This is a genomic window from Micromonospora sp. WMMD882 (genome assembly GCF_027497255.1).
GTDB lineage: Bacteria > Actinomycetota > Actinomycetes > Mycobacteriales > Micromonosporaceae > Micromonospora.
On record NZ_CP114903.1, the window covers coordinates 2,091,943 to 2,111,214 of the forward strand.

General features: G+C 74.5%; 23 protein-coding genes. 5 read left to right on the forward strand and 18 right to left on the reverse strand.

The window, feature by feature from the left end; all coding sequences use genetic code 11:
• Positions 1-25: 25 nt before the first annotated feature.
• The 8 genes from O7606_RS08215 to O7606_RS08250 form a co-directional block, all read right to left on the reverse strand.
• Positions 26-907, reverse strand: a complete 882-nt coding sequence (locus tag O7606_RS08215; protein ID WP_281598459.1) for an RNA methyltransferase — start codon at positions 905-907, stop codon at positions 26-28.
• Positions 908-939: 32 nt separating this feature from the next.
• A complete protein-coding gene (gene rplT, locus O7606_RS08220) occupies positions 940-1,332 on the reverse strand; it encodes a 50S ribosomal protein L20 (RefSeq protein ID WP_088984921.1) in 393 nt (130 codons plus the stop codon).
• A 36-nt stretch (positions 1,333-1,368) separates the two neighbouring features.
• Positions 1,369-1,563 (reverse strand): 50S ribosomal protein L35, encoded by a 195-nt coding sequence (gene rpmI / locus O7606_RS08225; protein ID WP_089015061.1) that lies wholly within the window; start codon positions 1,561-1,563, stop codon positions 1,369-1,371.
• A gap of 19 nt (positions 1,564-1,582) precedes the next feature.
• Positions 1,583-2,188 carry a translation initiation factor IF-3 gene (infC, locus tag O7606_RS08230; protein ID WP_281598460.1) on the reverse strand — a complete coding sequence of 202 codons (606 nt, stop codon included), beginning with the start codon at positions 2,186-2,188 and terminating at the stop codon, positions 1,583-1,585.
• 346 nt (positions 2,189-2,534) lie between these two features.
• Positions 2,535-2,996, reverse strand: a complete 462-nt coding sequence (locus O7606_RS08235) for a PH domain-containing protein (RefSeq protein WP_281598461.1) — start codon at positions 2,994-2,996, stop codon at positions 2,535-2,537.
• Positions 2,997-3,041: 45 nt separating this feature from the next.
• Positions 3,042-4,019, reverse strand: a complete 978-nt coding sequence (locus tag O7606_RS08240; protein ID WP_281598462.1) for a DMT family transporter — start codon at positions 4,017-4,019, stop codon at positions 3,042-3,044.
• Entirely contained in the window at positions 4,016-4,861 is an 846-nt protein-coding gene (gene hisG / locus O7606_RS08245; RefSeq protein ID WP_281598463.1) for an ATP phosphoribosyltransferase, read from the reverse strand. Before hisG ends, O7606_RS08240 begins: the two co-directional genes overlap by 4 nt.
• Positions 4,862-4,910: 49 nt before the next feature.
• Positions 4,911-5,174, reverse strand: coding sequence for a phosphoribosyl-ATP diphosphatase (locus O7606_RS08250; RefSeq protein WP_281598464.1), 264 nt, complete (start codon positions 5,172-5,174; stop codon positions 4,911-4,913).
• A gap of 187 nt (positions 5,175-5,361) precedes the next feature.
• Here O7606_RS08250 and O7606_RS08255 point away from each other — a divergent pair, with 187 nt between their 5' ends.
• The 3 genes from O7606_RS08255 to O7606_RS08265 are packed head-to-tail and all read left to right on the forward strand — an operon-like array spanning position 5,362 to position 7,812.
• A complete protein-coding gene (locus O7606_RS08255; protein WP_281598465.1) occupies positions 5,362-6,225 on the forward strand; it encodes an ABC transporter substrate-binding protein in 864 nt (287 codons plus the stop codon).
• Complete coding sequence (locus tag O7606_RS08260; protein ID WP_281598466.1) at positions 6,222-7,067, forward strand: ABC transporter permease subunit; 846 nt, start codon at positions 6,222-6,224, stop codon at positions 7,065-7,067. Before O7606_RS08255 ends, O7606_RS08260 begins: the two co-directional genes overlap by 4 nt.
• Before the next feature lies 1 nt (position 7,068).
• A complete protein-coding gene (locus tag O7606_RS08265) occupies positions 7,069-7,812 on the forward strand; it encodes an amino acid ABC transporter ATP-binding protein (protein WP_281598467.1) in 744 nt (247 codons plus the stop codon).
• A 27-nt stretch (positions 7,813-7,839) separates the two neighbouring features.
• Here the strand turns inward: O7606_RS08265 and ribH are convergent, their stop codons facing one another.
• The 7 genes from ribH to rpe form a co-directional block, all read right to left on the reverse strand.
• Positions 7,840-8,334 (reverse strand): 6,7-dimethyl-8-ribityllumazine synthase, encoded by a 495-nt coding sequence (ribH, locus tag O7606_RS08270; RefSeq protein WP_281598468.1) that lies wholly within the window; start codon positions 8,332-8,334, stop codon positions 7,840-7,842.
• A gap of 1 nt (position 8,335) precedes the next feature.
• Positions 8,336-9,601, reverse strand: coding sequence for a bifunctional 3,4-dihydroxy-2-butanone-4-phosphate synthase/GTP cyclohydrolase II (locus O7606_RS08275; RefSeq protein ID WP_281598469.1), 1,266 nt, complete (start codon positions 9,599-9,601; stop codon positions 8,336-8,338).
• Positions 9,598-10,296, reverse strand: a complete 699-nt coding sequence (pnuC, locus tag O7606_RS08280; protein ID WP_281598470.1) for a nicotinamide riboside transporter PnuC — start codon at positions 10,294-10,296, stop codon at positions 9,598-9,600. The genes O7606_RS08275 and pnuC overlap by 4 nt, the downstream gene beginning before the upstream one ends.
• Positions 10,293-10,904 carry a riboflavin synthase gene (locus O7606_RS08285; protein WP_281598471.1) on the reverse strand — a complete coding sequence of 204 codons (612 nt, stop codon included), beginning with the start codon at positions 10,902-10,904 and terminating at the stop codon, positions 10,293-10,295. The genes pnuC and O7606_RS08285 overlap by 4 nt, the downstream gene beginning before the upstream one ends.
• Before the next feature lies 1 nt (position 10,905).
• A complete protein-coding gene (gene ribD / locus O7606_RS08290; protein WP_281598472.1) occupies positions 10,906-11,967 on the reverse strand; it encodes a bifunctional diaminohydroxyphosphoribosylaminopyrimidine deaminase/5-amino-6-(5-phosphoribosylamino)uracil reductase RibD in 1,062 nt (353 codons plus the stop codon).
• Positions 11,968-12,372: 405 nt separating this feature from the next.
• Positions 12,373-13,329: a response regulator gene (locus O7606_RS08295; protein WP_281598473.1), complete on the reverse strand. Its 957-nt coding sequence runs from the start codon at positions 13,327-13,329 to the stop codon at positions 12,373-12,375.
• A gap of 2 nt (positions 13,330-13,331) precedes the next feature.
• Positions 13,332-14,012, reverse strand: coding sequence for a ribulose-phosphate 3-epimerase (gene rpe, locus O7606_RS08300; protein WP_281598474.1), 681 nt, complete (start codon positions 14,010-14,012; stop codon positions 13,332-13,334).
• A gap of 242 nt (positions 14,013-14,254) precedes the next feature.
• Between rpe and O7606_RS08305 the strand changes: the two genes are divergently transcribed.
• Positions 14,255-15,157: a septum formation family protein gene (locus O7606_RS08305; RefSeq protein WP_281598475.1), complete on the forward strand. Its 903-nt coding sequence runs from the start codon at positions 14,255-14,257 to the stop codon at positions 15,155-15,157.
• An 86-nt stretch (positions 15,158-15,243) separates the two neighbouring features.
• Positions 15,244-16,137 carry a septum formation family protein gene (locus tag O7606_RS08310; protein ID WP_281599557.1) on the forward strand — a complete coding sequence of 298 codons (894 nt, stop codon included), beginning with the start codon at positions 15,244-15,246 and terminating at the stop codon, positions 16,135-16,137.
• A 52-nt stretch (positions 16,138-16,189) separates the two neighbouring features.
• Here the strand turns inward: O7606_RS08310 and O7606_RS08315 are convergent, their stop codons facing one another.
• The 3 genes from O7606_RS08315 to def form a co-directional block, all read right to left on the reverse strand.
• Positions 16,190-17,542, reverse strand: coding sequence for a transcription antitermination factor NusB (locus tag O7606_RS08315; protein WP_348651160.1), 1,353 nt, complete (start codon positions 17,540-17,542; stop codon positions 16,190-16,192).
• A 230-nt stretch (positions 17,543-17,772) separates the two neighbouring features.
• Positions 17,773-18,699, reverse strand: coding sequence for a methionyl-tRNA formyltransferase (fmt, locus tag O7606_RS08320; protein ID WP_281599559.1), 927 nt, complete (start codon positions 18,697-18,699; stop codon positions 17,773-17,775).
• Between the two features lie 5 nt (positions 18,700-18,704).
• Positions 18,705-19,265 (reverse strand): peptide deformylase, encoded by a 561-nt coding sequence (gene def / locus O7606_RS08325; RefSeq protein ID WP_281598477.1) that lies wholly within the window; start codon positions 19,263-19,265, stop codon positions 18,705-18,707.
• Positions 19,266-19,272 lie beyond the last annotated feature (7 nt).

Sequence of the window (19,272 nt, forward strand, 5' to 3'; positions counted from 1 at the left end):
TGGCTAAACGAACGCCGAGGCGCGTTCACGGGCGGACGCTCTCCTTCGTGGGGACCCCCGTCGCGGGGGATCGATGTGCTCTGGCAGAAGCGTACAGGCAGACGGCGGCGGCCGCAGCGAGGTTCAGGCTCTCCGCGCGGCCGTGCAGCGGCACCCGTACCCGGGCGTCGGCGGCGGCGGTGAGCGCCTCGGGCAGGCCGTGCGCCTCCGAGCCGAACAGCCACGCGGTGGGGGCGGCCAGCCGGCCGGCGTCGGCGAGGTCGTCGAGGTCCCGGTCGCCGTACCCGGTGGTGGCCAGGACGGTGAGCCCGGCGGCCCGCAGCGCGTCGACCACCGCCACCGGGTCGGCGGCGCGGACCACGTCGACGTGGAAGAGGCTGCCGGCGGAGGCCCGCACGCACTTGCCGTTGTACGGGTCGACCGCGTCACCGGCGAAGACCACCGTCGCGGCGCCGGCGGCGTCGGCGGTGCGCAGCACGGTGCCGGCGTTGCCCGGGTCGCGGATCTCGGCGAGCACCGCGACCAGCCGGGGCCGGGCGGCCAACGCCCGCTCCAGCGGGACGTCCAGGTGCCGGCAGACCGCGACCAGTCCCTGCGGGGCGACGGTCTCGGTCAGCGCGGCCAGCGCCTCCTCGGTGACCTCGGAGACGGGCACGTCCGCGGCGGCGGCCCGGGCGGCCAGTTCCGGGTGCCGGTCCAGGGCGGCCGGGGTGCCGAACAGCTCGACCACCACCTCGGCGCGGGCCAGGGCCTCGCGGACGGCCTGCGGCCCCTCGGCCAGGAAGCGGCCGGTGGCGTCCCGGTCCCGCCGGCGGTGCAGCCGGCGGGCGGCGACGACCCTGGGGGTACGGGGGGTGAACGGTCCGGCGACGGCGTCGAGGCGCCCCCCGCGCGGTGGTGACGGCATGGGAGACGCCTCGATCGTTTCGTCCGGGCGGATCAGGCGGCCTGGGCCGCCGCGCCGCCGGTGCCCTCGGCCGCCACGGCGGCCCGGGCGACCTCGACGATGGCGGCGAACGCGGTGGCGTCGTTGACCGCCAGGTCGGCGAGGATCTTCCGGTCGACCTCGACCCCGGCCAGTCGCAGGCCCTGGATCAGCCGGTTGTAGGTCATCCCGTTGGCGCGGGCGCCGGCGTTGATCCGCTGGATCCAGAGCTGCCGGAAGTCGCCCTTGCGGTCCCGGCGGTCCCGGTAGGCGTACTGCATCGAGTGCAGCACCTGCTCCTTGGCCTTGCGGTACAGCCGGGAGCGCTGACCGCGGTAACCGCTCGCGGTCTCCAGCAGGGTACGACGCTTCTTCTGGGCGTTTACCGCCCGCTTGACGCGTGCCATTCAACTACTCCTTATTCAGTGGTCGCGTGGCGCGCGTCAGCGGCCGAGCAGCTTCTTGATTCGCTTGACGTCAGCCTTGGCCAGCTCGACCGTGCCGGTCAGCCGCCGGGTGTGGGTGGAGGACTTCTTCTCCAGCTTGTGCCGGAGGCCGGCCTGCTGGGCAACGATCTTGCCCCGGCCGGTCACCTTCACCCGCTTGCCCGTTCCCGTGTGGCTCTTCATCTTCGGCATGTGAAACGTCTCTCCCCTGTTACTCGCCGGTGGACCCGGCGGGCTCGGCCGCCCCGGCCGGTGGTGCCTCGGCGGCACCGGCCTCCCGCTCCCGCGGCGTGCCGGCCCGGGCCGCCGTGGCGGCGGCCTTGGTGGCGCGGTGCGGTGCGAGAACCATGATCATGTTTCGGCCGTCCTGTTTCGGAGCGGCCTCGACGTACCCCAGTTCCGAGATCTCGGACTCGAGCTTGCGCAGGAGCCGGTAGCCCAGCTCCGGGCGGCTCTGCTCGCGACCGCGGAACATGATCGTCACCTTGACCTTGTCGCCGGCCTTGAGGAACCGCACCACGTGACCCTTCTTGGTCTCGTAGTCGTGCGGGTCGATCTTCGGCCGGAGCTTCATCTCCTTGATGACGGTCTGCTGCTGGTTACGCCGCGCTTCGCGCGCCTTCAGTGCGCTCTCGTACTTGAACTTGCCGAAGTCCATGAGCTTGCACACCGGCGGGCGCGCCATCGGCGCAACCTCGACCAGGTCCAGGTCGACGTCCGCGGCCAGCTGCAGGGCGCGCTCCAGCGGGACGATGCCCACCTGCTCACCCTCAGGGCCGACCAGTCGGACCTCACGTGCCCGGATCTGCTCGTTCACGCGTGGTTCGACGCTGATGGGGCCTCCTCGAGTCGGTATCTCCTGGTGGCCGACCCGGTGGTTCCCCGGTGGGAACCGGCCCGGAAAGCAGAAGGCCCCGGCGCATGCCAGGGCCCACTCGACCGGTCGGCACGATCACAGGATCGCGCATCCGGACCGGGAGTGAACCCGGAACCGGTGACCGGACCCGGCCGCCACGATGGGCGAATCGGGTGGGAGCGGGCGCTCCACTTTCACGGCTGGCGCACACGTTCACACGTGAGGGCAGCCTGGTCGACATGGTCACACTACACCCCAGCGGCGGGAACACCCAAATCGACCCACCCACCGGCCGGCCCGAGCCGGCTCAGCCCTGGGCGAGGGTGGCCTGTCGGGCCCGGTGCAGGCGACGCAGCGCCCGCACTCCGTCGACCGCCAGCTCCTTGTCGGCCGCCTGCAACGCCACCATCGGCAGCAGGTCGTCGTCGTGCAGCTCCAGGCTGGCCCACGGCGCGCCCCGGTCGAACCGGACGTTACGGACGACCTCCCAGGGCAGCTCGTACGAGCCGACGATGTTGCGCACCCGGACGCCGTGGGCGTCGGCCTCGACCCGGGGCCGGGTGAACAGCAGGATCACGAACGCGCCGAGGAGACCCAACCCGATCATGGCGAACTGGTCGCCGCGCTGGAACGTGCCGTAGCCGTTCCCGGTCGGGCCCTGCAGCGAGGTGGCCACCGCGCTGAAGACCACCACCAACGCCACGGCCGACGACCAGCAGACCAGCCGGATCCGGCGGGGACGCAGGCGTACCAGGTCGGAATCGCTCACCCCACCAGTCTGCCATCCGGGGGCGCCACCGCTCGCGGGCACCGGTCAGCGGGTCCGTAGCGGGTCCACCGCCGGGGCCACCGGCCGCGACGCCGACGGCGCCGGGCCAATCCGTCGCCGGCCGCCCCGGCCGGCGACCAACGCCGCGAGCAGGGTGAGCAGCGCGCCGAGGAGCACCGGCAACCGCAGCCCGGCCCCGTCTGGCAGCAGCGCGTCGAACAGCAGGGAGCCCGCGAGCTGACCGGCCACCAGCACCAGCCCGGTCCGCAGCACCCCGACCGACCGGACGCCGACCAGCAGGGCGACCACGATGGTCACGCCGAACAGCCCACCGGCCCACAGGTACCAGTCGGCGGGCCAGTTCGCCGGGGTCCGGGCCAGCCCGCCGGCCACCGTCGCCACCGTCAGCACCGCCACGGTGCTCACCGCGAAGTTCACCGCCGCGCCGGCGACGGTGCCGGCGACGGCCGACACCCGGCCGTTCAGCGCGGACTGCAGGGCCACCGCCAGTCCGCCCAGCACGGCGAGCAGCACCCCGCCGAGGGCGAGGTCGCCTAGCGGACGGCCGAGCTGGGCCAGGCTGACCGCCGCCACCCCGAGCAGCGCGCCGCCGACCCGGGGCGCGGTCAACGCCAGCCGACCCACCGGGGCGAGCCCGGTCCGGTCCACCGCGAGCCCGCCGAGGCTGCTCCCGGCGACCTGGGCGATGGTGAACACGGCCACCCCGAGCAGCGGCACGACGTACGTGGCGATCACCACGATCGCCGCCCCGCCCAACCCACCGAGGTACGCCCACCAGGGCAACCGGGCGGTCCGCAGCGCCCGCAGCCCGGCCCGTGCCGACGACGACGCCAGCAGGGCGAGCGCGACGAGCAGCGTGCCGACCAGGTTGTTGACCACCGCCCCCAGCACCGGGTCGCCGGCCCGCGCGCCGAACTCGGCGTTGATCACGCCCTGCGCCGCCGCGGCGGCGCCGCCGAGGGCGACCAGGGTGAGCGCCGCCGCCGGGGGCAGCGGCCTCACAGCCGGCAGGCGTGGATGTTGGTGACCAGGATGGCGCGGGCCCCGACCTCGTACAGCTCGTCCATGATCCGGTGCACCTGGTCCCGGGCCACCATCGCCTGGACGGCCACCCAGCCCTCGCGGTGCAACGGCGAGATGGTCGGCGACTCGATGCCCGGGGTCAGCGCGGTGGCCTGCTCCAGCAGGTTCGCCGGGACGTCGTAGGCGAGCATCACGTACCGGCGGGCGACCAGCACCCCGTGCAACCGGTGCCGGAGCTGGTCGGCCTGCGCGCAGCCGGGCGCGTCGACCCGGCGGACCAGCACCGCGGCCGAGCGCAGCAGCGGCTCGCCGAACACGACCAGGCCGGCCTGGCGCAGGGTGGCCCCGGTCTCCACCACGTCGGCGACCACGTCGGCGACGCCGAGCCGGACGGCGTTCTCCACCGCGCCGTCGAGCCGGATCACGTCGGCCTTGACGCCCAGGTCGGCCAGGTGCCGCTCGACCAGGCCCGGGTACGCGGTGGCGATCCGGCGACCGCCCAGCTCCGACACGGTGGCGATGTCGTCCGGGCGGGCGGCGAACCGGAAGGTGGCCCGGCCGAAGCTCAGGTCGACCACCTCCTCGGCCGGCGCGCCGGAGTCGATCAGCAGGTCACGGCCGGTGATGCCCAGGTCGAGGTCACCCGAGCCGACGTAGGTGGCGATGTCCTTGGGCCGCAGGTAGAAGAACTCGACGTCGTTGCCCTCGTCCCGGCAGACCAGGTCCTTGCTGTCGGTGCGCTGGCGGTAGCCCGCCTCGCGCAGCATCTGGGCGGCGGGTTCGGCGAGGGTGCCCTTGTTGGGGATGGCGACGCGCAGCATGACGGAGCGCTCCTGTCTCTCGATCGAGGTGAACCGGTCAGGTGGGCACTCACAGATGTCGGTAGACGTCCTCGAGCTCGAGGCCGCTGGCCAGCATCAGCACCTGGACCTGGTAGAGCAGCTGGGAGATCTCCTCGGCGGTCCGCGCGGGCCCCTCGTGCTCGGCGGCCATCCACGACTCGGCCGCCTCCTCGACGACCTTCTTGCCGATGAAGTGGACCCCCCGCTCCAGGGCGGCGACCGTGCCCGAGCCGGGGGTGCCGGCGGCGGCCTTGGCCTGCAGCTCGGCGAACAGCTCCTCGAACGTCTTCACGGGAGGCGATTCTTCCAGCCGCCGGTGACGGGCCCGGCCGCCGGGTCCGGGCGGTCCCACGTCCGGCCCCCGGCCGGTGACCGCCCGGCCCGCCGGGCGCCCGCCTGTACCGACCCGACATCGAAGTCCTACCGGAGCGGTGGGACACCCCTCCGGCGCGGCCGGGGCGGGCCCTACGCTGTCCACCATGACCGGTCCCTCACGTACCGTCGCGCTCACCGCCGCCGTGGCCGTCCTGGCCGCGGTCGCCGGATGCGCCCCGCAGGACGACGCCCCCGCCCCGGCCGGCAGCGGCGCCGCCGCGTGCGCTCCGGGCGACCTGCCCACCCGGACGCCCGGCAAGCTCACGATCGCCACCGACGAGCCGGCGTACGAGCCGTGGTTCAAGGACAACAAACCGGACACCGGTGAGGGCTTCGAGTCCGCCGTGGCGTACGCGGTCGCCGAGCGGCTCGGGTACGACCGGGCGGACGTCACCTGGACCCGGGTCAAGTTCGACACCGCCATCGCGCCCGGCCCGAAGGAGTTCGACTTCGACGTCAACCAGTTCTCCGTCACCGAGGAGCGCAAACGGGCGGTCGACTTCTCCGCCCCGTACTACCTGGTCCGGCAGACCGTGGTCGCGTTGAAGACGTCGAAGATCGCCGGGAAGACGTCCCTGGCCGACCTGCGGGACGCCCGGCTCGGCGCGCAGGTCGGCACCACCAGCTACCAGGCGATCACCGACGTGCTCAAGCCGACCGTCGCGCCGCAGGTCTACAACAGCAACGACGACGCGAAGAAGGCCCTGCAGAACGGGCAGCTCGACGGCCTGATCGTGGACCTGCCCACCGCGTTCTACATCACCGGCGCGGAGATCCCCGAGGCCGTCGTCGTCGGTCAGGTGCCACAGGTCGGCACGCCCGAGGCGTTCGGGCTGCTGCTCGACAAGGGCTCCCCGCTCACCGGCTGCGTCAGCCAGGCGGTCAGCGCGTTGGAGCGGGCCGGCGCCCTGCGGGAGCTGGAGCGGCGGTGGCTCGCCCAGGCGGCCGGAGCGCCCGAGCTGACGTGACCCTGCTCGACCACACCCCCTCGGCGGCCCAGCTCAGGAGGGCCGCGTACCGCCGCCGGCAGACGATCCGCAGCGTGCTGGTCGCCGCCTCGTCCACGGCGGCGCTCGGCACGCTGCTGGTCGTCGCGGTCACCGGCGCGCCCGGCTGGGAGCGGGTCCGCGCGTCGTTCCTGGACCCGACGGTCGCCCGGGACGCCCTGCCGACGGTGCTGACCGGGCTCTGGCTCAACGTCCGGCTGCTGGTCTGCTGCGCGACCGGGGCGCTGCTGCTGGGGCTGCTGGTCGCGGTGCTGCGGACGCTGCGCGGGCCGGTGTTCTTCCCGGTCCGCGCGCTGGCCGCCGGCTACACGTACACCTTCCGTGGGCTGCCGCTGATCATCGTGCTGTACGTGCTCACCCTCGGCGTGCCCGGCCTGCGGTTACAGGGCATGCCGTCGGTGCTGGTGCTCGGCGGGCTCGCCCTGGTGCTCACCTACGGCGGGTACCTGGCCGAGGTCTTCCGGGCCGGCATCGAGTCGGTCCATCCCAGCCAGCTCGCCGCGGCGCGGTCGCTCGGGCTGACCCACCGGCAGACCATGCGGCACGTGGTGCTGCCGCAGGCGGTCCGTCGGGTGGCTCCGCCGCTGCTCAACGACGTGGTGGCGTTACAGAAGGACGTCGGGCTGGTGTCCCTGGCCGGCCCGATCGACGCGGTACGCGCCGCGCAGATCGCCACCGCCGAGACGTTCAACTACACGCCGTACATCCTGGCCGGGGTGTTGTTCGTGCTGCTCGCCGTCCCGCTGATCGCGGTCACCGACTGGGTGACCCTGCGGGCGGCCCGACGCCAGTCCGGAGGCTGACATGGCCGTGCTCTCCTGCCGGGGGCTGCGCAAGGCGTTCGCCGGGCGGCTGGTGCTCGACCGGCTCGACCTGACCGTCGCCGAACACCAGGTGGTGGCCCTGATCGGGGCGTCCGGCTCGGGCAAGTCCACCCTGCTGCGCTGCGTCAACCTGCTGGAGGAGATCGACGACGGGGTGATCGAGCTGGACGGGGAGGACGTCTCCGACCCCCGCGTGGACCCCGACCGGGTCCGTCGCCGCATCGGCATGGTGTTCCAGTCGTACAACCTCTTCCCGCACCTGACCGTGCTGGAGAACGTCACCCTGGCGCCGCGCCGGGTGCACCGCCGGGCCCGCGCCGAGGCCGACGCGCAGGCCCGGGAGCTGCTGGCCCGGGTGGGGTTGGCGGACCGGGCCGACGCGTACCCGGACCGGCTCTCCGGCGGGCAGCAGCAGCGGGTGGCGATCGTGCGGGCGCTGGCCAACTCGCCCCGACTCATGTTGCTGGACGAGGTGACCTCGGCCCTGGACCCGGAGCTGGTCGGCGAGGTGCTGACGCTCGTGCGGGACCTGAAGGCGGACGGCATGACGATGGTGCTGGCCACCCACGAGATGGGGTTCGCCCGGGAGGTCGCCGACCAGGTCTGCTTCCTCGACGGCGGACGGGTGGTCGAGTCCGGTCCGCCGGAGCAGGTGTTCGGCGCGCCCACCCAGCCCCGTACCCGGCAGTTCCTGCGGCGGATCGTCGAGGCCGGCCGGCTCTGACCGGCCGGCCCCGCGACGCGCCGTGGCTCAGAACCCGACCGGGCGGCTACCCACCGCGTCCACGGCGCGGACGGCCAGCGCGGCGTCCAGCGCGGCCACGGTGGCCGCCCAGCCCTTGTCCTCGGTCGAGCCGGGCAGCCCGGCCCGGTCCCGGGCCTGTTCGACGGTGTCGACGGTGAGCACCCCGTGCGCCACCGGCTTGCCCTCGTCCAGGGCCACCCGGGTCAGCCCGTCGGTGACCGAGCGGCAGACGTAGTCGAAGTGGGCGGTGGCCCCCCGGACCACCACGCCGAGGGCCACCACCACGTCGCAGCGGCGGGCCAGGGCCTGCGCCACCACGGGCAGCTCCACCGAGCCGGCCACCCGGGCGGTGACCGCGCGGGCCCCGCACGCCTGCGCGGCGGCCACCGCCCGGTCGAGCATGTGGTCGGTCAGGTCGCCGTGCCAGCGGGCGGCGACCACCCCCACGGTCAGGCCGGCGGCGTCGACCGTCGTCACCCCGGGCTCACCGAAACCCGCCATCTCACGCTCCGATCTCGTCGGCCGCGGCCACCCGGCCCAGCGGCGTCTCGGTCACCTCGTCCAGCTCGTCCAGGAGGTGGCCCATCCGGTCCCGTTTGGTACGCAGGTAGCGCACGTTCTCCGGGTGCGGGCGCACCGGCAGCCCCTCCCGCCCGGTGACGGTCAGGCCGTAGCCTTCCAGACCGGCCCGTTTGGCCGGGTTGTTGGTCAGCAGCCGCATCGACCGGACCCCCAGGTCGTAGAGGATCTGCGCGCCGGTGCCGTAGTCCCGGGCGTCCGCCGGCAGCCCCAGGTCGAGGTTGGCGTCGACGGTGTCCCGGCCCTGGTCCTGCAACTGGTACGCCTGGAGCTTGTGCAGCAGCCCGATGCCGCGCCCCTCGTGCCCCCGGACGTAGAGCACCACGCCCCGCCCCTCCCGGGCGACCCGGGCCAGCGCGGCGTCGAGCTGCGGGCCGCAGTCGCAGCGCAGCGAGCCGAACACGTCCCCGGTCAGGCACTCGGAGTGCACCCGGACCAGCACGTCCCGGCCGTCGCCGAGGTCACCCATCACCAGGGCGACGTGCTCGGCCGGGTCGTGCGCGGCGCGGTAACCCACCGCCCGGAACACGCCGTGCCCGGTCGGCATCCGGGCCTCGGCGACCTGCTCGACCTGCCGTTCGGTGCGCCGGCGGTACGCGATCAGGTCGGCGATGGTGACCAGGGTGAGACCGTGCTCGGCGCAGAACTTCTCCAGGTCCGGCAGGCGCATCATGGTGCCGTCGTCGTTGACCAGCTCGCAGAGCACCCCGGCCGGACGCAGCCCGGCCAGCCGGGTCAGGTCGACGGCGGCCTCGGTGTGCCCGGACCGGCGCAGCACGCCGCCCTCGCGGGCGCGCAGCGGCACCACGTGCCCCGGCCGGGCCAGGTCGGTCGGGCTGGTCGCCGGGTCGGCGAGCAGGCGGATGGTGTGCGCGCGGTCGGCGGCGGAGATGCCGGTGCTGACGCCCTCCCGGGCGTCCACCGTCACCGTGTAGGCGGTGCCCCGCCGGTCCTGGTTGGTGTGGTGCATCGGCGGCAGGTCCAGCCGGTCGCACTCGCTCTCGGTCAGCGGCACGCAGATGTAGCCGGACGTGTGGCGGACCATGAACGCGACGAGCTCCGGGGTGGCCCGCTCGGCGGCGAAGATCAGGTCGCCCTCGTTCTCCCGGTCGGCGTCGTCGACCACGACGACCGGCCGGCCGGCGGCGATGTCCGCCACCGCCTGCTGAATGGTTCCCACGGTGGTCACGCCACGGCCTCCAGGTAGGTCGGGGGTACGGGATCGGGGCGCTGGCCGGCGGTCCGGGAGGCCCGCCACCAACTGACCAGCCCCCAGGCGCAGAAGAGGCCGTAGCCCAGGTACATCACGGCCGAGGGGTAGAACCCGCCGGCCAGCAGCAGCGGCACCCCCACCGCGTCCACCGCGATCCAGAGCAGCCAGAACTCGACCCAGCCGCGGGCCATGCCGTACGTGGCCAGCAGGCTGCCGACCAGGATCCAGGCGTCCGGCAGCGGCCCCCACGACCCCAGCGCGGCCAGCGCCGGGTATGCCACCGCGGTGCCGACCACGGCCGCCGCCAGCAGCCCCAGCCGCTCGCGTCCGGTGGCCCAGCGCGGGGTGACCGCCGCGGCGTCCGGGCCGCCGGCCCGGCGGGTCCGCGACCACCGCCACCAGCCGTAGCAGCTCACCGCGAAGAAGAACACCTGCCGGCCGGCCTGCCCGTACAGGTCGTGCGCCTGCGGGGTGGCGAAGACCCCGCCGAGGAAGACGGTCAGCAGCAACGCGTTGCCGACCATGCCGACCGGCCAGGCCCAGACCAGTCGGCGCAGCCCGAACAGCGCCGAGAGCAGCCCGAAGCCGTTGCCGACGATCTCCCGGACCAGCACCGGCGAGCCGGCGACGTCGAGCTGGGCGGTCAGCAGCCAGCCGAGCGGGCCGGTCACCGGGCACCCCCGGCCGACCGGTCGCCGAGCAGCCGCTCGACGTACTTGGCGAGCACGTCCACCTCCAGGTTGACCGGGTCGCCGGGGCGCTTCAGGCCGAGCGTGGTGGCCGCCAGGGTGGTCGGGATCAGCCCGACGGCGAACCAGTCGTCGCCGGTCGCGGCGACGGTCAGCGACACCCCGTCGACGGTGATCGAGCCCTTCTCCACCACGTACCGGGCCAGGGCGGGGGGCAGCCGGAACCGGACCGTCTCCCACTTCTCGGCGGGGGTCCGGTCGAGCAGCTCGGCGACCCCGTCGACGTGCCCCTGCACCAGGTGGCCGCCGAGCCGGCCGTTGAGGGCCATGGCCCGTTCCAGGTTGACCCGGTCGCCGGGGCGCAGCGCCCCGAGCGCCGTACGGCGCAGCGTCTCCCCCATCACGTCGGCGGTGAAGACGCCCTCGGTGGTGTCGACCACGGTCAGACAGACGCCGTCGACCGCGACGGAGTCGCCGTGCCGGGCGTCGGAGGTGACCAGTGGACCGCGGACGGCGACCAGCGCCGAGTCGTCGCCCGTCTCGGTCACCCGGACGATCTCACCCAGCTCCTCGACGATGCCGGTGAACATGTCAGCCCTCCCTCTTCCGGGGCAGCGCGGTGATCCGCAGGTCGGGGCCGACCTGCGTGACGTCGACCAGCTCCAGGTCGACGGCCTCGCCGATGGTGCGCACCCCGGCGTCGAGCAGGGCGGTCGGCCCGTCGCCGAGCAGCCGGGGCGCGAGGTAGCCGACCACCCGGTCGACCAGGCCGGCGGCGAGGAACCCGCCGGCGAGCCGGGGGCCGCCCTCCAGCAGGACCGCCCGGACCCCGCGCCGGTACAGCGCGGCGAGCAGCGCCGGCAGGTCGACCCGGCCGTCCGGACCGGCGCCGACCTCGCCAGCGGTGGCGATCCAGGTGTCGGCGGCGGCGTCGCGGACCCGGGCGTCGGCCGGGGTACGCCCGGCGCTGTCCACCACCACCCGCAGCGGCTGCCGGATGGCCAGGGTGCCGTCGCGCAGGTTGCGGACGGTCAGCCGGGGGTCGTCGGCGAGGACGGTGCCCACCCCGACCACGATCGCGTCGACGGTGCCACGCAACGCGTGCACGTCGATCCGGGCCGGCTCCGAGGTGATCCACATGCTGGTGCCGTCGACGGCGGCCGAGCGGCCGTCGAGGGTGGCGGCGTACTTCCAGATCACGTACGGCCGGCCCCGGCGCACCGCAGTCAGCCAGGCGATGTTGCCGGCCTCCGCCTCCGCCGCGCGTACCCCCAGCTCGACGTCGACGCCGGCGGCGCGCAACGTGCCGGCGCCGCCCGAGGCGACCGGGTCGGGGTCCGGCACGGCGACCACCACGCGGGCGACGCCGGCCTGCACGAGCGCCTCGGTGCAGGGGCCGGTGCGACCGGTGTGGTCGCAGGGTTCCAGGGTGACCACCGCGGTGCCGCCCCGGGCCCGGGCGCCGGCCTGGGCCAGGGCGACGATCTCGGCGTGCGGGCCACCGGCGTAGGCGTGGAAGCCCTCCCCGACGATCTCGCCGGCCGGGTCGAGGAGCACGCAGCCGACCACCGGGTTCGGGCTGGTGGTGCCCAGGCCCCGGGCGGCGAGCCCGATCGCCCGGCGCATCGCCTCGTCGGTGGAGACTCCGGCCATCGTCCTGCCCCTGCTCTCTCACGCGGTGTGCGCGGGCGGGGCGGAGGACGGGCATGCGGAAGCGGCGTCGGGGACGGCGGCGCCGAGCCCGACGGGCCCACGGCAGCCGACAGGGCGCGTCGGCCGGCGGGCCGTCCGTTCCGCGCGCTGTCTCCCATCCGGACTGTCTGGGCGCGGGTCTGCCGCCCCCAACCGTCGGCCCCGGATTCTCACCAGGTCCACCGGGCGGCCGAGGCCGACCGGGTCGCGGGCTTACCACGGTCGGACCGTGGATCACCGCCGGTTCGGAATTACACCGAGTCCCGCCAGCGCGTGGTGGGTACTGAGGGAAGTCTTACACGGCCACCCGGGTGCTCCGCCACCCCGGCGGGATACCTCACAGCAACCAGCGCACGACGGAAGAGGTCAGGGCACTCCGCGCCGGCGGTCCACCGCGACGTACGAGCCGGGTTGGCTCTTGGCGACCGTTTTCATCTCGGAGGCGACCGCGATCGCTTCGAGGGGGTCGGTGAAGCGTTTCCGGCTGTCGGAGAGGGAGACGCCGATGGAGAGGGTGACCAGGGCGGCCCGGCGGATGTTGCCGCGCCGGTCCTTCAGCTCGACGTAGCCGCGTTCGGCGTCGGTCGGGTCGTAGAGCTTGTCGGCGGAGGTCTCGAAGTCGACCACCGCGCGGGAGGTGAGCGGGCGCACCTGGTCGGGGGCGCAGACGATCACGAAGTCGTCGCCGCCGACGTGCCCGAGGAACGCCGGGGGCAGCCCGATCGCCACCACCGCCCGGTGCAGGCTGCGGGCCAGCGCGGAGATGAAGTCGTCGCCGCGGACGAAGCCGTACCGGTCGTTGACGCTCTTGAAGCGGTCGATGTCGATGTAGCCGACGGCGTAGTCGGCGCCGCTGCGGACCCGGTCGCTGATCTCCCGCCGGATCCGGCTGTTGCCGGGCAGCCCGGTCAGCGGGGAGACCTCGCGGAACTCCTTGTTGCGGCGCAGCGTGGAGCTGACCCGGGCCACCAGCTCCAGCGTGTCGAACGGCTTGACCAGGTAGTCGTCCGCCCCGGCGCTGAGCCCGTTGACCTTGTCGACGGTCATGCCCTTGGCGGTCAGCATGATCACCGGCAGGGCGGAGGTCATCGGGTCGGCGCGCAACCGGCGGGTCAGCTCCAGTCCGTCGACGCGGGGCATCATCAGGTCCACCACGGCCAGGTCGGGGCGCTGCCGCTCGATCACCTCCAGCGCCTCCTGGCCGTCGGCGGCGAGCAGCACCTGGAACCCGTGCAACCGGAGGTTGAACTCCACGAACCGGGCGATGTCCCGGTCGTCGTCCACGACGAGGATGACGTCGGGCTGCTCGTCGGCGGCCTCCACGCTCAGACCCCGGCGGCCGCGCGTTCGGCGAGCGCGCGCAGCCGGCGTACCGCCTCGGCGGGGTCGTCGGCGCCGTAGACGGCGGTGCCGGCGACGAAGGCGTCCGCGCCGGCCTCGGCGGCCTCGGCGATGGTGTCCGCGGCGATCCCGCCGTCCACCTCGATGCGCAGCTCCAGGTGGCCTGCGGCGGCGTGCCGACGGGCGACGCGGACCTTGTCGAGCAGGTGCGGAAGGAACCGCTGACCGCCGAACCCGGCCTTGATCGTCATGATCAGCAGGGTGTCGAAGCTGGGCAGGATGTCCAGGTACGGCTCGATCGGCGTGTCCCGGTCGATGGCCAGCCCGGCCTTGACCCCGGCGGAGCGCAGGTCACGGGCCAACGCCACCGGGTTGTCGCAGGCCTCGGCGTGGAACGTGACGTTGTGCGCCCCGGCGTCGGCGTACCCGGGGGCCCACCGGCGCGGGTCGGTGATCATCAGGTGCACGTCGAACGGCAGCTCCGTCACCGCCAGCAGGCTCTGCACGACGGGCAGCCCGATCGTCAGGTTGGGCACGAAGTGGTTGTCCATCACGTCCACGTGCAGCCAGTCCGCGGCGGCTTCGACCGCCCGGACCTCGTCGGCGAGGCGGGCGAAATCGGCGGCGAGAATGCTGGGCGCGACGATCGGCGGCGGTACGGTCACCCGGCCAGTGTACGAACGTGAGCACCCGACGTCGGCACCGCGGCACGGTCGGACACCCGACGCGACCCTGCCGTCACCCCCCGTCGCAGAATGACCGGTTGATGACGACACACGGGACGGAACGCCATCGAGAACTGGCCGACCGGTCGAAAGACCGCAACACTCCATGCAGGACGGTGCGACACCGCGTGGCCCGCGGGCCGGGCGGATCGACCGGCGGCCGGCTCCGGGAAGGGCGGACGATGCGACGGTGGCTCGTGGCGTTGACGCTGGCGCTGGCCGGCACGTTGGCGGCGTCGACCGGGTGCGCCCGGCCGACGACGGCGGACGGTGACCTGACCGACGACTGGCCCGCCCTGCCCGTCGCGCGCCCGTTCGTGCCGGCCTCCGGCGTCTGCCTGCCCCGCAGCGTCACCGTCGTGCCCGCCGCCACGTACGAGACCGTCGACTGCGCCCGACCGCACCTGGCCGAGACGATCCACGTCGGCGCCGTCACCGACGGCGACCGTCCCGCGTCCGGTCCGGACGACCGTCCTACGTCCGGCTCGGCCGCCCTGCGCAGCGCCCGCGCCGACTGCGACCAACGGGCCCGGGACATGCTCGGCGGGGACTGGCGGACCGCCCGGCTCACCCTGCAGATCGCGCTGCCCACCACCGTCGGCTGGGCGGCCGGCGCCCGCTGGTACCGCTGCGACCTCAGCGAGGTCGACAGCCTGGAGAACACCCGCCCGGTGGTGCGGGTCGGCAGCCTCCGGGGCGCGCTGCTCGGTGACTCGCCGCTGTCGCACCGCTGCTTCGACCCGAAACTCATCGCCGGCGACCTGAACTACATGGCCCCCGTGCTGTGCAGCCAGCCGCACCGGGCCGAGTTCGTCGGCGTCTACCAGGAGCAGGAGATGAGCTGGGCGCGGTTCGCCTCGGCTGCGGACGCCGTGCACCGGCGCTGCATGGCCATGATCGCCGAGTACGCCGAGGTGCCCAACAACAGCGACCTGCCGTACCGGGCCGGATCGATCTTCTACCCACCGTCCCGGCACGAGTGGGAGGAGGGTGACCGGGGGATCCGCTGTTTCCTGTGGAGCGACGACCGGAAGCTGACCCGGTCGATGCGCGGCGCCGGGCCGGCCGGACTCCCCCCGAGCTGAGGGCCGGTACCGTATGCTGCTGCGCCGTGGCGCGCGCCGGCCGGCCCCGGGCGGCGGTGACGCCCGGCTTCGGGGAGGACAGGTCGATGCGACGGTGGCTGCGGGCGGTTGCCCTGGGAGCGGTGGCGGCGCTGGCGGTGGCCGGCTGCGGCACGCCGGAGGGCACCGACGGCGACCTGACCGACGACTGGAAACTCCCCGCCGCGCCGGTGGTCTTCCAGCCGGCGAACGGCGTCTGCCACCCGTTTCACCAGGAGATCGGCTACGTGACCTCGTACCAGCCGGTCGACTGCGGGCAGCAGCACCTGGCCGAGACCGTGCACCTCGGCGCGCTCACCGGCGCGCACGCCGAACGCGGCACTCCCCCGGCGGCCGGGTCGGCCGCCCGGCAGGCGGCGTTCGCCGAGTGCCACCGGGAGGCCACCCGGGCCCTCGGCGCGGACTGGCGCACCGGACGCCTCGGGCTCAGCGTCGTCTTCCCGTCGCCCAACGGGTGGCGCGGCGGCGCCCGCTGGTTCCGCTGCGACCTGTTGGAGCGCGCCAGCCTCGACCGTGACGCCCCGCAACAGCGCACCGCCGGCCTCAAGGGCGCGCTCAAGGCCGCCTCCCCGCTCGCATACGGCTGCTTCAAGGCCGAGCTCGTCTCCGGCGACGTCCGGGCGATGGCCCCGACATCCTGCGCCAGGAAGCACGACGCCGAGTTCGTCGGCGTGTACGAGGCGCCCGCCGGCAGCTTCGCCGCGTTCGACAAGAACGACGCGAAGGTCCACCGGGAATGCCTGAAGAAGGTCGCCGCGTACGCGAAGGTGCCCGACGACGGCAACCTGAAGTACCGCGCCGGCACGATCGCCTACCAGCCCGACGAGGACGAGTGGCAGGACGGCAACCGGGGCGTCAAGTGCTTCCTGTGGCTCAGCGGCAAGCTGACCCGCTCGGTCAAGGGCGGCGGCACGAAGGCCCTGCCGATCCAGTACGCCTGACCCGGCGGCCGGGCGTGGACGGGTCGGCCCGTCCACGCCCGGCCGAGCGCTGTCAGCCCCGGCGGAGCACCGCCAGGAACATCGCGTCCGTGCCGTGCCGGTGCGGCCAGAGCTGCACCGTCGGCCCGTTGCCCAGTCCCGGCATCCCGGCCGGCAGCAGCTCCCGCGCGTCGACGAAGTCCACCGGCGCGCCACAGCGGCGGGCCGCCTCGGTGACCGTCACGTGCGTCTCCACGGTGTGCGGCGAGCAGGTCACGTAGGCGACCAGCCCACCCGGCCGGGCCGCCCGCAGACCGGCGGTGAGCAGCTCCCGCTGCAACCGGGTCAGCGGCGGCAGATCCGACGGCTGCCGCCGCCAGCGCGACTCGGGACGACGGCGCAGCGACCCCAGCCCGGTGCACGGCGCGTCCACCAGCACCCGGTCGAAGTGCCCCTCCGGCAGCTTCGGGTCGGCGCCGACCGTCCGGCCGTCGGTGGTCAGCACGGTGACCGGCAACCCCCGGGTGGCCTGGGAGACCAACCGGGCCCGGTGCTCGGCCACCTCCACCGCGGTCACCCGCGCGTCCCGCTGCGCGGCCAGCGCGCCGAGCAGACCGGTCTTGCCACCGGGGCCGGCGCACAGGTCCAGCCACCGGCCGTCCGGTCCGTCCAGCGGCGCGGCCGCCAACGCCGCCGCGACCAGTTGCGAGCCCTCGTCCTGCACGTGCGCCCGCCCCTCGGCCAACGCCGGCAGGTCACCCGGCGCGCCGCCGGACAGGTAGACCGCGTACGGCGAGAACGCCCCGGGCGCCCCGCCGACCGCGTCGGCCAGCTCCACCGCGTCGGCCAGGCCGGGCCGGGCGCACAGGTGCACGGAGGCGGGGGCGTTGTCCTCGATCAGCAGCCGGGTCGTCTCGCCCAGGTCGCCGCCGAGCGCCTCGGCGAACGCGCGGACGATCCACTGCGGATGACTGAACGCCACCGCCAGGTGCCCCACCGGGTCGCTCTCCATCGTCGGGGCGAGCCGCCGCACCCACTCCTCGGCGTCGTGCCCGGCGACCTCGCGCAGCACCGCGTTGGCGAAGCCGGTCGCGCCGTAGCCGACCGCCCGGACCAGGTCCACCGTGGAGGAGACCGCCGCGTGCGGCGGCACCCGGGTGTGCAGGAGCTGGTACGCGCCGAGCCGCAGCGCGTCCCGGACCGGCGGGTCGATCCGCTCGACGTCGCGGCCGGCGGCGTCGGTGAGGACGGCGTCCAGGGTGCCCACCGCGCGCAGCGTGCCGTAGGTCAGCTCGGTGGCGAAGGCCGCGTCCCGGCCGTGCAGACCGGCGTCCCGCAGGATCGCCGGCAGGACCAGGTTGGCGTACGCGTCGTCGCGCTGCACCGCCGCCACCGCCTCGTACGCCGCCCGGCGCGGCCGGTCCAGCACCGGACGGGCGGCCCGGTCACCACGCCGGTCACCGCCGACGGAACGGGCCCCGGCCGGACCAGAGTCCCGCCACGCCCGGTCGTCGCGCCGGGGACGGTCGTCGCGCCGTGCCCGGTCCTCATGCCGGGGACGATCGTCGCGCTGTCGGCGGTCGTCGTGCCGGGGACGGTCGTCGCGCTGTCGGCGGTCGTCGTGGCGGGGACGGTCGGCCCGCGCGTCCGGGCCGGTCACGCGAACAGCTCCCCGGCGTCGACCCGGACGCCACGCGCCCAGTCGGTGGCGGGCATCGGCTTCTTGCCGGCGGCACGCACCTCGCCGAGGGCCACCGGCGTGGTGGCCGTGCCGGCCAACACCCGCTTCCGCTCGACCAGCAGCTCGCCGGGTTTCAGCTCCGGGGCGTCCGGGACCGGCCGGACCGGGCCGAGCTTGACCCGGTCGCCGCGCAGCGTCGTCCACGCCCCGGGGGCCGGGGTGCAGGCGCGGATCCGCCGGTCCACCGCGAACGCCGGATCGGTCCAGCGGACCTGGGCGTCCGCCACGGTCAGCTTCGGGGCCAGGGACACCCCGTCGGCGGGCTGCGGCCGGGCCCGCGCGGCGCCGTCGGCGATCGCGTCGAGCACCGACACCAGCAGGCCGGCGCCGGAGTCGGCGAGCCGGTCCAGCAGCGCGCCGGAGGTGTCCTCCGGCCGAATCCGGTCGGTCAGCGTGCCGTAGACGGGGCCGGTGTCCAGCCCCTCCTCCAACTGGAAGACGCTGGCCCCGGTGAGCTCGTCGCCGTGCAGCACGGCGTGCTGCACCGGCGCGGCCCCCCGCCAGGCGGGCAGCAGCGAGAAGTGCAGGTTGACCCAGCCGTGCCGGGGGATCTCCAGCGCCACCGGCGGCACCAGCGCGCCGTAGGCGACCACCGGGACGCAGTCCGGGGCCAGCTCGCGGAGCCGGTCGAGGAACTCCGGCTCGCGGGGCCGGGCCGGCGTGAGCACCTCCACGCCGTGCGCGTCGGCCCACGCGCCGACCGGCGAGCGGACCACCCCCCGGCCCCGGCCGGCCGGGGCGTCCGGCCGGGTCACCACGGCGAGCAGCTCGTGACCGGAGGCGGCCACCGCCGCCAGGGCGGGCACCGCGACGGCCGGCGTACCGGCGAAGACCAGCCGCAACCCGGTCACCGCCCCAGGCCGAACGGGCTGGCCGCGCCGTGCGGGTTCACCTTGACCACCGGCGGGGCGGCGGCGTCGTACCACTCGGCCTGACGGATCGCCTTCATCGCCTCCTTGCGCCCGGCCGCGTCCAGCCGGTCGATGAAGAGCACCCCGTCCAGGTGGTCGGTCTCGTGCTGGACGCAGCGGGCCATCAGGCCGGTGCCGACGATCTGCATCGGGTCGCCGTAGCCGTTGAAGCCCTTGGCGATCACGTTCTGCCGGCGCTTGGTGTCGAAGTAGAGGCCGGGGATGGAGAGGCAGCCCTCCGGGCCGTCCTGCTCCTCGGAGTCGGGGAACTCCAGCACCGGGTTGACCAGATGCCCGAGCACGTCGTCGACGTCGAACGCGAACACCCGCAGGCCCACCCCGAGCTGCGGGGCGGCCAGGCCGGCGCCGTTCTGCTCCCGCATGGTGTCGGTCAGGTCGGCGACGAGCTTGCGCAACTCGACGTCGAAGTCGACCACCGGGTCGGCCGGCGTGCGCAGCACCGGATCCCCGAACAGACGGATGGGCTGGACGGTCACGCGGGGT